We start from the raw sequence: 15,811 nt of genomic DNA, 5'->3' as shown, positions 1-15,811 counted from the left end.
TCTTTTAAGGGTCGTCGGAGACTACGACGTTGATAGGCTACAGATGTAAAACTGGTAACAGTAAAGTCGAGTAGTACTAATTGCCCGTACGCTTTAATTTTTTTAATCAATTTTGTGAATACAACATGGTTAATATCTGTTGCTGTTCATTTACAACTTCCCAATATGTAACTTATTGACTGGATAATCATGGTCGCAAGATCAAATCAAATCCGGTATTACCTTCTTATGGTGGTTTTACCGAGGGTGTTCACCTCTTCCCATACCGAACAGAGTAGTTAAGCCCCTCATGGCCGATGGTACTGCACAACAATGCGGGAGAGTAGGTAGCTGCCATATTTATTGAGCCCTGTAGTTTACTACAGGGCTTTTTTGTTTCTATACGGTGAGCTAAATAACACATAACGCTGCCGCATACTGCCCCCTTCAAACGATATTGTTATACACCCTGTAACGAATAAAAAAAGCCGTTCACGATCATGAACGGCTTTTGTATTTTCAGTTTGGTGGAAGCCTACGCATCCGCCTTTTTCTTACCCAGAAACTTCGCCCGGTTCTCCTGAAACTGCATGATGCTCATATCATACACCACGCTGTCCCGGTGATTGCGCCGATACACGAAATGCACTTTAGAAATATAAGGCTCTACGATCTTCACTTCATCTGCCTTCGCGGGTGATACTACCATCAACTGCAAATGCAATTGACGGCAAAGATCCATCAGGTAACGCGCCTTCTCCTCATCCTGCCGGCTGAAAGCCTCGTCCACACAAATGAAACGGAATGATTTGGTTTCATAACCATCACTGTGTATACCAAACTGGTGCGCAATTGCCGAACCCAGGATCGTATACGTCAGCTGGGCCTGCTCTCCCCCACTCAACTTTTCCGTGCCCGTATAGCTGCGATGCACCGTTACCATATCTTCCGCCTTCACCTCTTTCGCCGTAAACTTCAACCAGTTCCTTACATCCAACACCTCACGGCGCCAGTTCTCCTGCTTCGTTAGTTCATCGAGCAGGTCCTTGATCTTGATAAAACTATTCTCCAGGATACTGTCGTCCTGCGTACGTTGGTATTCAGCCAGGTTAGGCTTCCAGTTATTCAGCTGGTGCTTGAAATCCTTGATCTGCTGGTTCAACTCTTCCTTTACATCCAACTGAATAAACGTCTTGGGGTTCTGCCGGTAGGTGATCGCCTTCAACGCCTGGTTCAACTTGCTGATATTGTCTTTGATCTTCGCCGCTTCCGCATCCAGCCCTTCCTTGAAACTGCTCATGCGGTTGATCATCTCTTCGTTCAGGTACTTCTTAAAGCGTTGCTGCTGTTCCTTCAGTTCCTCCTGCTGCAACTTGCTCAGCAATACAATATACTCTGCCACAAACTCTGCACTGTCACTCAGGGTAAAAGTGCTGTTCTTCCAATCCGGGAACCGTGCATGCAGTGATGCATCGTCCGGATTCTTGAAACGACGCATGGCCTGTTCCAGCTTGCGTGTAGTATTTTGTACATCCTCTACATACACCATCGCTTTTTTGCGGATAGAGGTACGTATCTGGTTGCGCACCTTATCCAGCACATCGAGGTCGATGGTATAATCTATTTCTTCTTTGATATAGGTTTCTATGAGCGGTAAGAAAAGATCTACATCCACGCCGGCATAGCCATTCTTAATATCCTCCGACCGTTGGAAAGACATATTCCATCCTTCGATCTTATTTTTTAACCGACCCATTTTCTCCGCCATCGTTTCATGCTCCACCTTCAACTGACGCAGCTCCTCCCGCAATACCTGTTGCTGACTGCGCAAGGTCTCCATCGTCTTGTTGCCCTTCTGTAAGGCGAGTAACTGTTTGTTGGTCTGCTCGATGGTCGTAGTGGTAGCCTTCCAGTCAATCGCCTCAAATTCTTTGACGTCTATGATCTGTCGTAGTGTCCCCTGTTTCAGCTCCAGCTCTCTGATCTGCAACTCCTGTTTCTTGCTCTGTCGTTTACTTTCTTCGATGGCCTTTTCCAGTTCCGCGAGGTCCTTTACCAGCGACTTGATCTTGGCGTGGTTATCCCACCCCAATACATATTGCTGGCGACGCCTGGCGTCGGGACTGTCATTCTTTTCATGGCGGTGCCTGTTCTTGGTAAGGCCCTGCACCGTGATTGCCTTATCGTATTGCTGCAACTGCTTCACATTCTGCACTGCGGCATAGTCATACGACTGCAGCAATTGCTCATAAACCCAATTGGCATAAGGCGACTCCTCTCGAAGCTCCAACTTGTGCAGTATACTGTCGCGGTCGGCCTTCATCATGCGGCCCAGGCCTTCGTCTTTGTGGTAATGGTGATAAACGATCCTGCCACGCAGATCGTTTTCGTTGATAAAGCTGGTAGCTTGCTGGTAATACTTCGTAGGGATGATCATGCGCAAGGCAAACCCATGTAACAGGTTCTCCAACGCAGGCTCCCATTTGTGTTCTTCCGGTTTCACCTGGATCAGCTCGCCGATAAAAGGGATCTCATCGGGTGAGGCGTCGCAATGTTCCAGGATCTCGGCCCTGATCTGCGCTACCCTACCGGTAATATTATTCTTCTGCTGGCGCAGGCTGGAGATCTCCCGGTCCAGTTGATCATACTCACGCTGTTGCACCGCGATCACATCTTCGGCCTGGTAAAGCTTGCGACGTGCCACGGCAATATCATTATCCAGCGTTGTCATCTGCTGGCCTGCTTTTTCCCGGTATCGCTCCAGTTCCAGTTTAGAGGGATTGACACCAAAGCCGGCACTGCGCAGCCATTCATTTAACTGATCACTTTGGCTGATCTGCTGCTGCTTCTTTGCTTCCAGTTGTCGCTGCTCGCGTTCAAGGTCGGCGATCTGCCGACCGATATCGCTGTTGCGGATATCACTGTCGATCTTACGCTCGCGTTCATCGGTGCTGGCAATATGGTTTTCCAGTTCCTGCTTACTCTTTTTAACAGTCACCAATTGTTGGTTGGCTTCTTCGATCAGTTCGCTCAGCAACCCGCTTTCGAGCATAGCAAAATAGAGGGGCTGTATCTGTTGCAGGTTCTCGTAGTATTCCGATTGCTTCTTCAGCTCCAGTTCTTTCTGGTGCAGGTCTTGAATGGGCAACAGCAGCTCGATCTGCTTTACGGTCTTTTCGATCGCCGTGTGTGTGTCGCTCAACATCTGGAACTGATCCTTGAGGTTGAGGAACTCTGTTTCCATATCAGCCTCTTCCAGCATCTGGTTGCGGATGAAATCATCCAGGCTACCCAATATCTTTAAGCTGATCGTTTGGTTAAATAGCATCTGTGCCTTCTCGCTCCGCATACCGAAATAATGCCGCACCTTCTGTCCGTATTCTTTGGGGCCGTCGAAGAACTCTATCAGGTCCTTGCTGCCCCGTTTGGGAAAGCGTTGGCGCAATAGTTTCTTCCAGTTGCCGGCTGCATCAAAATGCTTGAAATCTTCTTCGATGCTCAATTCGGCATGGGCCACGATAAAGCTCTTCTTCAATTCTCCCTGGCTATACCAGCGGCACTGCACGAGGCTCACAAAACGATCTTCGTTCTTAAAAGTGCCAATGAGGATGGAATACGCTTTGGCTTTATCACTACGTAAGCGTTGGGCCGTTTGAATACCCGTTTCGCTATCCGTTTCTTCGCCATATTCCCCCAGCACATAACTGTCTTCACTACGCTCGTTCTTTGTTTTACCTTCTGCACTCTGGTTGAAGGAGCGCATCCGGCGTTCTGCTGCCAGCAAGGTCAGCATGGCATGCACCAACGTCGTTTTACCACTACCATTGGCGCCGGTGAGCAAACTATTCTCCCCCTCCGGACTAATGGTGTAGATTGCGCCGTCGAAGGTGCCCCAGTTGTACAATTGCATCTTGTGCAACCGGAACCCTGCCTTGCTGCTATCGGTACTAAACAGGCTTAACATCTTCTTTCAATTGGTTTAGGAATTCCAGGCATACATCGTTGCTGAAACGTGCTTTGATGATGCTGCGCACTTCAAACGTATCCTCATCCCGGTATTGACCATCTGCATCCGTTACCTTGATGTAGCCCAGGTCCAGCACCTGGTTGATATAGCTATCGAGGTCCTTCAGCAGCTTTACCTTATTACTTTTCTCCTTGAAGAAAGTTTCCAACTCTGCACGCAATTGCTTGCGTTTTATAAAGAATCTTTTGTTCTCCGTATTGCTGATCTCGAAGTCGTCGAGCAGCTTGCGCAGCAGTACGCACAACAGGCTTACCTCATACGTGAGTGGCCGGCGGCTGATAAGGCCGATGGTACTGCCGCGGTCATCCAGTTCTACCTGGCGTATGAACGCGTAGCCGTCTTCTTTTTGTATCACGGTATCCAATCCCAACCCGCTGAAATGCTGCGTGATCTCCACCTGGTATTTCAGGATCTGGTTCCAGTAGTCCTGGTCGTCGCTGTACACCGGGCCTCTCAGCAACTGCACGATCGACTTTGCATAAGGCAACAACGTCACACTCATTTCGTGAATATTATTTGCGGTAACCGTAAATGTTTTTTCTGCAACACGTCAAACAGGATATCCTCCGTCGCCTCCTCACTCACCGCATGTTTGTCGTATTGCTGGATCAGGGTAATATAAGCCAATAATTCGGCCAAACCCTTCTTCAGCGGATGGGCCTCCACCACCTGTTTGAGGCTTACCTGATTTTTATCCTTCAGCATGGACTGAATATTCTTCAGCAATAGGGCTTTATCGATCATATCATCACCGTACAATCCATTGAGTGCTTCGGCCGCATCCAGTTTGAAGGTGGCCAATTTAGGGGCTGCTTCAAATTTACTTTCGACGGGCTTCTCCCCCGGCCTGCGTTCGAGCGGCATCCTGATCTCGGGTTTGTCATCGACGGTGATGTAGAAAGGACGTTCCGCCACTGGTTTTTCCAATCGTTGAATGGCCATCTGGAATACCTGCTGTAATGTTTCCTTCAAGGCACGTCTATCTGCCTGTTCTTTTTCAGCAACGATACGGCTGAGCTTGTAGCCCAGCAGTTCGTTCGTGTCGAGCACCTTCCGGGCGGCGTAGTGCAGCCGCGTCTTCAACTTGCGTAGGCTCTGGTGTTCCGTAGTTACCTGGTGTGTTTCCAGCACGCGGTACACGGCATCGGTCAGTTGGTTCAGCTCTTCCTGCTTTTCGTCATTCATCAGGAACATCCAGAAAGCATAAAAGCTTTTGCCCTGGTCATTGTCGCGCAGCTCATCGAGGGCATCGAAGGTGAGTTTGAGCAACTGACCCTTGGTGAGCTTGGCATCGGCATGTTCGAGACTGATCTGCCGATAGATGTCCTTGAAATTATCTTCTACTTCTTTGAAATCGCCGGTGAGTTCGTTGCTCAGTCGAACAATTTCTTCCCAGCGGCTTTTGACCTGGTACCCTTCGAAGGTATAGGCCGTATTGCTGCGTTTGATATCGTTGATCTTGGCCTGTAGTTCTTTCTTCTCTTTTTCTAACGCCAGAATCCGTTCATCCGGATTGCTGTTGCTGTTCGTGACGAGGGCCTGCAACTTATTGAATAGGTCCTCAAACTTGCTCTCCGTACCTACAAATTCCCGCTCCTGCAGCAAGTCGTACACCTGGAAGGCCTTGGCGGTGTGCCGGCTCAACTGGTACATGACCTGTTTACTATGGTCATCGATAAAATTGTGCAGGTAGGCTTCGTCGGTCCAGCGGTTGATATAGTTGCGGGCCTTGTCTTCGTACGAGTAGCCGAGCTCGCGTACAGCTGTTTCCTGGTCGGCATCGGTATAGTCGATCTCCTGCAGGTAATTGGCCAGGTGCTGGATAAGGTCGGGACCGGGAATATATATCTTGTCGTGGTCCCTAAAAGCGGTGTGTAAGAAGCTGAGTATCAATGAGGCATTGCCCGTTCGCAACAACTTCAGCGTCACAGTATCCTTTATAAACTTCGAGTAAGTAAAAAACGGATGCGTCATTCAAGAATAATGGTGGACAACAAATCTAAGGATGTATTCGGCTCAGCGAACAGATATGGGCAAATGTGGATTATATGCCAGCTGTGGTGGGGAAATAAAAGTAGATTGTGGGGCAATCAGGGGCATCAGCAGCACAGCTCCATGGGCCAATCTCGTGGGCGAAAATGGTAAGCATGAACAAGGTGATCATGCCCGGCCCGGTATTTATGCGTTTTCTCTATACAAACCTTGCTATATGGCGAATCAGCAAATCCACCTTTCCAACCATTGGGGCTATTTCCGGTCCACTGGCGAAATATTCAATATTGTCTTCGAAAGAGACCTGCCGCATTCCGTCGACACCGTCTGGAATGCCCTGACGCAGCCTGACCAACTGGCCCAATGGCTGGGAAAAGCGACCGTGGAGCCACAGGTCGGCGGCACGGTGACCATTGATTTTCAAGGCATGGCCATTGTGGGCCAGGTATTGCAATGGAAAGACCGGGAGTTGATCGAATACACTTGGACCAGTGATTCTTTTCCCGGCGAACTCAGTATTGTGCATTGGGCGCTGAAGAAGAAATCCGACAATCGCTGTCACCTGCAATTTATGGAGAAACTGGTGTCGCCCCATTACCTCACCGGCGCTGGCCCCGGTTGGCATTATGTGCTGGATACCCTGGCCCTGGCACTGGATAACAAGCCCATTCCTGTTTGGAACGACCATTCGTGGCAGGAGATCGCCGAGCAGGCCAAAAACAAATACAAAGCCATTTTGACCGATATGCCGGAAGCGGAAAAGAGTACTGGTGGGGAAGATACACCTGGTGCGGCAGCGGGGATGGATCAACGCCCTGCGGCAGATTCTGATGCCGCTATTGTGGCCAGCGCCAACCACGCCACGGAACGTAAGGGCGATAGCACTTCGCCCGCGGAAACTGTCAGCGAAAACAGCGCTAAACCTGCCGCCAAAGCATCCTTGCTGATCCGCAAACCGGCCGCCGATGTATTCGAGGCTTTCATCGACCCGGCACATACCACACAATTTTGGTTTAGCCGCAGTACGGGTAAGCTCGAAGCGGGCAAATCCGTCACCTGGTATTGGGATGATTATGGCGTCAGCGGCGACGTGACCGCGCAAATGCTTACATCCGACTCGCTCATTGTGTGGACCTGGCCAGCCCAGGGTAATATCAACAGTACGGTAACCATTACGTTGGCACGACGTGGAGAAAATGCTGTATTTGTTACCGCCGAAGAAACCGGCTGGGATGCGGGTACGGAGGGATTGCATGAAATACTGGTAGGCCAAACGGAAGGCTGGGCGCTCGTGCTCACCGGCCTGAAAGCTTATCTGGAATATGGCCTTCGGCTCAACCTCGTCGCCGACCACAATCCTGAAGCGTTGAAAGAGGCACCCTAGTTTCGTGGCTCCTGCGGGAACAACGCCACCATCTTCTTACCTTGCGCCAGCGTTTAACAGCAATTACCATGGCAGCACCTGTTGTAACAGAAGTCGTATTGGAAGCACCGCCTACCGCAGTATGGGAAGCGATCACCGTAGCAGAGAAAATGAATCAGTGGTATTTCAAGATCCCGGTATTCAAAGCAGAAGTCGGGTACAGCTTTAAATATTTTGGCGGGGAGCCCGGAGGCAAAGAATATCCGATCAGCTGTAAAGTATTGGAAGTCGTTCCGGGCAGTAAACTGGTGCATACCTGGAGTTACGATGATTATCCCCACGAAACCATCGTCAGTTTTGAACTGTTTCCGGAAGAGGAGAAAAACACCCGTATACGTCTCAGCCATACCGGGCTCGATACGATGCCGGCCGCTTACCCCGAAAAGGTATCCGCCGCCAGTCACCAGCAAGGCTGGGATTATATCATCGGCCGGTCACTCCGCGGTTTTGTAGAAGAATAAACCGACCGCCAATAGCCGGCGAAAAAGAAAGACTTACAACAACGGCTTCACGTAGCCCCATACCGTATTGGCCACAATCTGGTGACCACGGGGTGTGGGGTGTATGCCATCCTGTTGGTTCAATTCAGGAACACCGCCCACCCCTTCCAGGAGGAAATTGATCAGGGGAATATTGTTTTTCTCTGCCAGCGATTTGAATACGGCACGGAAGTCGCCGGCATATTTGCTGCCCATATTAGGAGGCACCTGCATACCTGCCAATACGATCTTTGCCTGGGGGTATTTCGCCTTGACCCGGTCGATGATATCCTGCAAATTTTTTCCCGTCTCACTCACCGGAATGCCCCGTAATCCATCATTGGCGCCCAGCTCCAAAACAAATACATCGAGTGGTTGTTGCAGCAGCCAATCGATCCGTCCCTTACCGCCGGCAGTGGTTTCTCCACTCAGTCCCGCATTCACCACTTTATATCCCAACTGCAAAGAATCGATCTTACCCTGGATAATGGCGGGGAAAGCCTCCGACGGATCGACACCATACCCTGCCGTAAGGCTATTGCCGAAAAATACGATCCGCTTGCTGGAATCGGCCGGTGTGACGGCATTCGTTGAAGCAGTGGCCGAATCGGTTGAAGGCGTTTGCTGATCTTTGGTGGCTGGCTTATCCTTGCAACTGGTCATGGCCAGCAGGGCCATCAGACCGCTTATCACCCCTATTTTCGACATATAAACTTTCGGCATTTGATTTATGATTCCGTTAAACATGTAACGCTCTTTTATGTTCGTTAATGATGTATTTTCAGATGCTATAAATGTGGTGCCGCCCTGTACAATATCCGGGCAGCTGGCACGTCTACTTAAACAAACTTATGGAGTCTATTCTGAATATCCGGCAATTAAGTAAAACTTACCAGGGGGGAGGCCGCACCCTGCAAGTGTTGAACGATATCAACTTTATGGTAGAGGCTGGTTCCACGCTGTCGATTGTTGGTCCATCCGGTAGTGGCAAGACCACTTTACTGGGTTTGTGCGCTGGTCTCGATCGTGCCAGCAGCGGCAGCGTCGAGCTCAACAATATTACGCTCAACGAGCTCAGCGAAGATGAACGGGCGCAGGTGCGCAACCGGTATGTGGGCTTTATCTTCCAGAACTTTCAGTTGCTGCCTACACTGACGGCGCTCGAAAATGTGATGGTACCGCTCGAATTGCGGGGTGAGAAGAATATTCGTCCGCGGGCGATGGAGTTATTGGAAAAAGTAGCGTTGGCCGATCGCATGCACCATTATCCCCTGCAGTTATCAGGTGGTGAACAGCAGCGCGTATCCCTAGCCCGGGCATTTTCCAACAATCCGCGCATTCTCTTTGCCGATGAGCCTACGGGTAACCTCGATGCCGAGACCAGCGACCGTGTGATCAAATTACTGTTTGACCTCAACAAAGAGGCCGGCACTACCCTGGTCATCGTGACGCACAACCTGGAGCTCGCTGCCTTAACCAATCGCATCATCCGGATCAAAGGGGGCCACCTGATCAGCGATGAATACAATGCACCGGTAACGGCCGGCACACTGCAGGCGGAGTAATAGGCGCCGGCGTTCGGGACGCTGCTCGTTTGCTGCGATCAGTACCGGACATAAGTGTCTTCAGCCACATTTTCATTTCAGCAATCATTAACTTATAGCATGGACCGAGAACGGTTTGTTTATAAAAAGAAGCTCAACCTGCCCTGGCTGTTTCTCATGGCCTGGCGCAATAGCCGTCGCAACCGGTCGCGGTTATTCCTCTTTGTATCATCGATCGTATTGGGTATTGCGGCACTGGTGGCCACTTTTTCCCTGGGCGACAATGTGCGCAAAGACATCGATCAACAGGCGCAAACACTGGTAGGCGCCGACCTGGTGATTGAAAGCAATAAGCCCGTAAGCCCGAAGATCCGTCCCCTGCTCGACTCACTCGGTGATCAACGATCGGAAGAACGCACCTTCGCATCAATGATCTATTTCTCCAAAAGTGGTGGCACGCGGCTGGTACAGGTGCGGGCCCTGCAAGGTGATTTCCCGTACTATGGATCATTGGAGACAACTCCCGCCACTGCGGGTAAAGCATTCCGGTTGCAACAACAGGCGCTGGTCGATAAAACACTCATGCTGCAATTCAATGCCCAGGTGGGCGACAGCATTCAGATTGGCGAAGTGTCCTTTGCCATTGCTGGTGTACTCAACAAAGCGCCGGGACGAACCGGGTTGTCTACTACGGTGGCGCCACCGGTTTATATCCCCCTCAAATACCTCGAACAAACAGGATTGGTACAGAAAGGAAGTCGGGTAGCGGTCAATTTCTACTACAAATTTAAGCCGGCTACCGATATCGATCAACTGGTAAAAACCATTGAACCCCGATTGGAAAAAGCCGGGCTCGATTATGATACCGTAGAGGAACGCAAAAGAAATACCGGTCGCTCTTTCGAAGATGTCAACGAGTTTCTGACGCTGATTAGTTTTATCGCGCTGCTGCTCGGTTGTATCGGTGTGGCCAGCGCCATCCATATTTATATCCGCGAGAAGATCAGTTCCATTGCCATCCTGCGTTGCCTCGGTGTCAATTCGGGACAGGCCTTTCTCATCTATCTGATACAAATCGTCGGTATCGGTATTATCGGCTCCATACTGGGGGCCTTGTTGGGAACGCTTATCCAGCAGGTACTGCCTGCCGTGATCAAAGACTTTTTGCCCATCGAGATCAATGCCGGCATCTCCTGGCCTTCCATTTTCAAGGGCATTGGCCTGGGCGCCATCATTGCTGCATTGTTTGGGTTGTTGCCCCTGTTATCGGTGCGGAAAGTATCGCCCCTGTTTACCCTGCGCCTGTCGCTGGAGCCGGTACGGTCCTGGGGCGATCCGTTCAGGTGGTTGGTGTATGTGCTGATATTGGGTTTCATCGTTGTCTTCACCTGGTGGCAGGTACATAGCTGGGCGCAAGCTATCATTTTTACCGTCAGTATTTTGACAGCCTTCCTCGTATTGGCCGGTATTGCCCGCCTGCTGATGTGGGCCGTGCGCCGGTTCTTCCCGGCCAGCTGGAGTTATTTGTGGCGGCAGGGATTTGCGAATCTCTACCGGCCCAATAACCAGACATTGATACTCGTGACCACCATTGGCCTGGGTGCCCTCTTCATCAGTACCTTGTATTTTATCCAGAGCATGCTGATCAACCGCGTAACCCTTACGGGCAGCGGCAACCAGCCCAATATGGTGTTGTTCGATATTCAGAACACACAAAAAGATTCCGTCGCAGCGCTGACCAGGCAGTACAAACTGCCGATCATACAACAGGTACCGATCGTGACGATGCGGATAGAATCGATCAATGGAAAAACGGCCGCCGATGTGAAAAAAGATACCAGCTCGCAGATCAGCGAGCGGGCCTTCGAGTGGGAGTTTCGGGTGACCTATCGCGATTCATTGACGGATTCGGAGAAACTCACTGCCGGTAAATTATCGGGCCCGGTGAAGTATCCCGGCGATCGGGTGCTGATATCGATGGAGGAGCAATATGCGAAAAGGATCAATGTTAAACTGGGAGACAGCCTTGTCTTCAATGTACAAGGAGCATTGGTGCATACAGTGGTAGGTAGTATGCGTCAGGTAGACTGGCAGCGGGTGCAGACCAATTTCCGGGTCGTGTTTCCGCCTGGTGTATTGGAGCCGGCTCCACAATTCCACGTGTTGATCACGCGTGTGCCATCGCCGGAAGTGTCGGCGCAATTTCAACAGGCTGTGGTGCGGCAATATCCCAATATATCGATCATCGACCTGCACCTGATCTTAAAAGTGCTCGATGATGTGCTGAGCCAGATAGGTTTTGTGATCCGTTTTATGGCAGGCTTCAGCATTGTGACCGGCCTTATCGTGCTCATCGCTTCCGTGCTCATCAGCAAATACCAGCGCATGCAGGAAAGTGTGTTGCTGCGCACGCTGGGTGCCAGCCGCCGGCAGATACTCACGATCACGGCCCTGGAATATTTCTTCCTGGGTGCGCTGGCTGCGGCGACCGGCATATTGTTGTCGTTGGTGGGTAGCTGGGCCCTGGCACGCTATAGTTTTAAAACACCCTTTGCGCCCGATTGGTGGCCGATCCTTATCTTGTTTGTGGCCATTGCCGCCCTGACGATCCTCGTGGGAATTTTCAACAGCCGCAGTGTGGTGAACAGGCCGCCACTGGAAGTGCTGCGCAAAGAAGTGTAGGCGGGGAGAATGCTGGCTATTCAAATGTAAGTGTGTAATAACCAGTTGATTTGATGCGGAGAGCAGCTTTTTTTCGAACAAAAGCCCGGACGGGGCGTTATTTATTCATACAACAATAGCCACTATGACCAGTCGCAATGAAACCATCTTTCAAAATTACCTGGGTGTGATCGACGCCCACCTGGCCGATGTGCTGGAAGGCAAAGTGGATACGATGTTTGAGTTGCGCGATGTGGCGAAGCTGTTGTTCATTCATCCTGGTCACCTGAGCAATGTGATCAAGGAGCATACCGGCAAGCATCCCTGCTACTTCTACGAGAAGAAGTTATTGGCGATTGCCAAGCGCTACCTCGAAGATGAACAATACTCGGTAGCGGATGTGGCGCGGATACTGACCTATGATCCCTCCAATTTCACCAAATGGTTCCGGACTTACCAGGGCGTAACGCCTTCGCAGTACCGGGCTCAACTGGTGAAGCAGGCTGCAGCAGTAGCCTGATAACAACGTTCTATCGTCGGCTTTTTGATAAAGAAAACAAATGGGGCCTCCTGGCTCCATTTGTTGTTTTGGAGGTTTCCCCCAGTATACCGCCATGAGCCGCACAAGCTGCACAACGGCTTGTTATAAGACAGATATTTGCACCATTCAAATGATTCAGTATGGAACTAGGTATATGCACCTTTGTAGACCTGATGCCCGATCCGGTGACGGGGAAAATGATCAGTGGACAGCAACGCATGCAGGACCTGCTCGAAGAGATCGAGTTGACCGAGCAGGTGGGCCTCGACGTATTTGCCATCGGTGAGCACCACCGGGTAGAATACCTGGTATCTTCCCCTGCCGTTGTACTGGCCGCTGCGGCTGCCCGCACCAAACGCATCCGGCTGTCGAGTGCGGTGACCGTATTAAGTTCCGACGACCCCGTTCGGGTTTACCAGGACTTTGCTACCGTAGACCTGCTCTCTGGAGGCAGGGCCGAGATCATGGCGGGCCGGGGTTCTTTTATTGAATCGTTTCCCTTGTTTGGATTTGACCTGAAAGATTATGATACCTTATTTTCCGAAAAACTCGGCTTACTATTGAAGCTGAACGAGCAGGAGCGTGTGACTTGGAAAGGTAAACACCGCGCCCCCATCAATAACCTCGGTGTATACCCGCGTCCCCATCAACATAAACTGCCTATCTGGATTGCGGTGGGCGGTACCCCCGAGTCGGTGATGCGTGCCGGCAATTTGCACCTGCCCCTGGCATTGGCGATCATTGGCGGCGAGCCGCACCAATTTGCCCCGCTCATACAGTTGTACCGCGACACTGCCCTGGAAGCAGGTCTTCCGGTAGAACAGCAACAGGTGGGCATCAACTCGCATGTATTCATCGCCGACGATGCGCAAAAAGCCGGGAATATTTTCTTTCCGGGCTATGCACAGATCATGGGCCGCATTGGCCGGGAAAGAGGTTGGGGGCCTATGAGCCGCCAACAGTTTGAAGCAATGCGCAGTCCACGAGGTTCCTTGCTGGTGGGCAGTCCGCAGCAGATCATCGATAAGATTCTGTACCAATACGAGCTGTTTAAAAACACCCGCTTCCTGGCACAGATGAGCGTAGGGCCGGTACCTCATAAAGACATGTTGCGCTCGATCGAGTTGTTTGGTACTAAGGTGGCACCCGAGATCAGGAAGGCGATTGCGCAACCGGCTTAGGGGATTCTTATTCATCCCTTTCACCCGGCCGGTCAGCTATATGGTCGGCGATTTCGGAGGGGGCGATGATGTTGCGCCTGTTGGGTTGTTGTAGTTTGTTGTCAAACTATTCAGCCATGTTACAAATTATTCAGACGCTCGAGTTGCGTAAGCAGCAGTTGCGGCAGTCTCCGCTCTGCTCAATGCTCCGTAGTGAATCAATCCCACCAGCTTCACGGTTGAGCTTTACCCCCTCTATGTTGTTTTTTGTTATGGGCTTCAAAGACATCCTGTACATGATGAAGGATGAGCAGAGCACCGACCCCATGCAGCAAAGTGTAAATGTGCATTGCGACGAAGATTCCTATCACTGGCAATGGTACCTGAAAGACCTGGAGCGAATCAGCTATGGACAACAGTTTCTCGATCAGCCGGGTACCACCCTATTTACCCGCATCTGGGCCGATGATCTCGAAGCGGTACGAAAAGTTGTATACGAAACCATTCACCTGGCGCGCACCTTCTCTTTACCGTTTTACAAACTGGTGATCATCGAAGCGCTGGAAGCTACTTTTGAATGTTTCAACGAACCGGTGTTTGAACTGGTGCACACGATGGGTCTGCAGGATAAGCTGGAGTATTTTGGTGTATTACATGCACATTCCGAAGCCAACCATGCTATGGAAAAAACGAGTGATGGGCACGAAAGCGCCGCCTACAACAACTATGAGCCTACGAGCCATGAAACGCAGAATGCCGTATTCATCGTCAATAAGGTCTTCGACCTGTTTGTTCAGGCCTTTCAGTGCTGGTACCGGGAAGGAGAATTGGCGAGGTCCAGGCATGGGGCTGAAGTAACTGCCTGATGCAATAGAATCAATATTATCATAAGGTAATGGCCCGTAAGCCATACCCACTATAAAAGAGCAGGGAGCATCGTTGATTGGATACTCCCTGTTCTTTTATGCTTACATTAATACGCCGGTTCTTTGGTATACCGGTCGCGGTATTCACCCGGCGACATACCGACGACTTTCTTAAACACGTCGCGGAATGCCTTCACATCGGTATAGCCGATGTCGTACATGACCTCATTGATCGTTTTACCGCCGTGCTCTAATTGCTTCTTGGCGGCTTCTACCTTTACACGCTGCAGGTATTCAAATACAGAATTGGCAGTGGCCGACTTGAAACGGCGTTCGAAATTGCGCCGGCCCAGCGACACATGGGTGGCTACTTCATCTACCGACAACTTCTGCTGGTAGTGCTGCTCGATAAATTCCTGTGCTTTCAGGATACTTTCGTCGTTGTGTTGTTTGTAGCCCTGGAAGATGATGAACTGCGACTGGCTCGTACGGCCCATGTCCAGGGCAAACAACTTGGCGATGAAAATGGCGATGTCGCGGCTGGCCTGTTTCTCGATGTAATACAAGATCAGGTTGAGATACGAGTAAGCGGCACCGCTGGTATAAATGCCGTTCTCGTCTGTGAGCACTTTATCGTCTACCACCTGTACACGGGGATAGCGGTCGCGGAACTCATTGACATGAACCCAGTGGGTGGCGCAACTGCGCCCGTCCAGCAAGCCGGTGGCGCCCAACAGGAAAGCGCCTGTACAAAGGCTCATCACTTCGGCCCCTTGGGTGTATTGATCAATGATCCACGGAACGAGCCCCTGGTTGATCTCTACACTTTTAAAGATATCGCCGTGAAGGGCGGGAATGATGATAAGGTCTGTTTTGAAATCTTCTGTGATCAGGTGGCTGGCGTGTATGCTGAAGAAGTTCTGCTTGAGGAACTGGCTTCGGTGTTTACCCACCAATTGAAAATGAAAGAAAGGAGGCCGTCCGGCACGTTCGGCAATCCGGTTAACTTCTGCGAGGATGTGGTGTATCCCTTCGACGTTGGTAAGGCTTATATCGCCCTCAGGGATCAGGACTGATACATATTTCATGGCATAAATTTACATGATCGTATGTGCTGGTAGTTATCCAGCGGAAACAAA

Annotated in this window: 12 protein-coding genes and 2 rRNA genes; 9 read left to right on the top strand and 5 right to left on the bottom strand. The window is 50.8% G+C overall.

Annotated elements, in window-relative coordinates; all coding sequences use genetic code 11:
• Both P2W70_RS07730 and rrf read left to right on the top strand, forming a co-directional pair.
• Positions 1-101 (top strand): 23S ribosomal RNA (locus P2W70_RS07730); the annotation flags it as partial.
• 126 nt (positions 102-227) lie between these two features.
• A 5S ribosomal RNA gene (gene rrf, locus P2W70_RS07725) occupies positions 228-339 on the top strand.
• A gap of 175 nt (positions 340-514) precedes the next feature.
• Here rrf and P2W70_RS07720 read toward each other — a convergent pair.
• Genes P2W70_RS07720 through P2W70_RS07710 form a run of 3 tightly spaced genes read right to left on the bottom strand, consistent with a single transcriptional unit; the run spans position 515 to position 5,980 of the window.
• Positions 515-3,943 (bottom strand): ATP-binding protein, encoded by a 3,429-nt coding sequence (locus P2W70_RS07720; protein ID WP_276480862.1) that lies wholly within the window; start codon positions 3,941-3,943, stop codon positions 515-517.
• Complete coding sequence (locus P2W70_RS07715; protein ID WP_276480861.1) at positions 3,927-4,508, bottom strand: DUF4194 domain-containing protein; 582 nt, start codon at positions 4,506-4,508, stop codon at positions 3,927-3,929. Before P2W70_RS07715 ends, P2W70_RS07720 begins: the two co-directional genes overlap by 17 nt.
• The gene (locus P2W70_RS07710; RefSeq protein WP_276480860.1) at positions 4,505-5,980 is read right to left on the bottom strand and encodes a DUF3375 domain-containing protein; all 1,476 of its coding nucleotides are present in this window, start codon (positions 5,978-5,980) and stop codon (positions 4,505-4,507) included. Before P2W70_RS07710 ends, P2W70_RS07715 begins: the two co-directional genes overlap by 4 nt.
• A 235-nt stretch (positions 5,981-6,215) precedes the next feature.
• On the opposite strand from P2W70_RS07710, the gene P2W70_RS07705 reads away from it, so the two are divergent.
• Together P2W70_RS07705 and P2W70_RS07700 are read left to right on the top strand one after the other, a co-directional pair.
• Entirely contained in the window at positions 6,216-7,382 is a 1,167-nt protein-coding gene (locus tag P2W70_RS07705; protein WP_276480859.1) for an SRPBCC domain-containing protein, read from the top strand.
• Between the two features lie 68 nt (positions 7,383-7,450).
• A complete protein-coding gene (locus P2W70_RS07700) occupies positions 7,451-7,882 on the top strand; it encodes an SRPBCC family protein (RefSeq protein WP_276480858.1) in 432 nt (143 codons plus the stop codon).
• A gap of 33 nt (positions 7,883-7,915) precedes the next feature.
• Here the strand turns inward: P2W70_RS07700 and P2W70_RS07695 are convergent, their stop codons facing one another.
• Complete coding sequence (locus tag P2W70_RS07695) at positions 7,916-8,623, bottom strand: arylesterase (protein ID WP_276480857.1); 708 nt, start codon at positions 8,621-8,623, stop codon at positions 7,916-7,918.
• A 128-nt stretch (positions 8,624-8,751) separates the two neighbouring features.
• On the opposite strand from P2W70_RS07695, the gene P2W70_RS07690 reads away from it, so the two are divergent.
• The 5 genes from P2W70_RS07690 (at position 8,752) to P2W70_RS07670 (ending at position 14,672) form a co-directional block, all read left to right on the top strand.
• Positions 8,752-9,465: an ABC transporter ATP-binding protein gene (locus P2W70_RS07690; RefSeq protein ID WP_276480856.1), complete on the top strand. Its 714-nt coding sequence runs from the start codon at positions 8,752-8,754 to the stop codon at positions 9,463-9,465.
• Between the two features lie 99 nt (positions 9,466-9,564).
• Positions 9,565-12,126 (top strand): ABC transporter permease, encoded by a 2,562-nt coding sequence (locus P2W70_RS07685; protein ID WP_276480855.1) that lies wholly within the window; start codon positions 9,565-9,567, stop codon positions 12,124-12,126.
• Between the two features lie 124 nt (positions 12,127-12,250).
• Positions 12,251-12,625 carry a helix-turn-helix domain-containing protein gene (locus tag P2W70_RS07680; protein ID WP_276480854.1) on the top strand — a complete coding sequence of 125 codons (375 nt, stop codon included), beginning with the start codon at positions 12,251-12,253 and terminating at the stop codon, positions 12,623-12,625.
• 161 nt (positions 12,626-12,786) lie between these two features.
• Positions 12,787-13,827 (top strand): LLM class flavin-dependent oxidoreductase, encoded by a 1,041-nt coding sequence (locus P2W70_RS07675; protein WP_276480853.1) that lies wholly within the window; start codon positions 12,787-12,789, stop codon positions 13,825-13,827.
• 116 nt (positions 13,828-13,943) lie between these two features.
• Positions 13,944-14,672: a hypothetical protein gene (locus tag P2W70_RS07670; RefSeq protein ID WP_276480852.1), complete on the top strand. Its 729-nt coding sequence runs from the start codon at positions 13,944-13,946 to the stop codon at positions 14,670-14,672.
• A 107-nt stretch (positions 14,673-14,779) separates the two neighbouring features.
• On the opposite strand, the gene P2W70_RS07665 is transcribed toward P2W70_RS07670, so the two are convergent.
• Positions 14,780-15,760: a GlxA family transcriptional regulator gene (locus P2W70_RS07665; protein ID WP_276480851.1), complete on the bottom strand. Its 981-nt coding sequence runs from the start codon at positions 15,758-15,760 to the stop codon at positions 14,780-14,782.
• Positions 15,761-15,811: the final 51 nt, after the last annotated feature.

The organism is Paraflavitalea pollutisoli (assembly GCF_029360705.1).
In the GTDB taxonomy this organism is placed as follows: domain Bacteria; phylum Bacteroidota; class Bacteroidia; order Chitinophagales; family Chitinophagaceae; genus Paraflavitalea; species Paraflavitalea pollutisoli.
The sequence above is the reverse complement of the archived record's forward strand: the minus strand, read 5'-3'. Positions and strand labels throughout refer to the sequence as shown.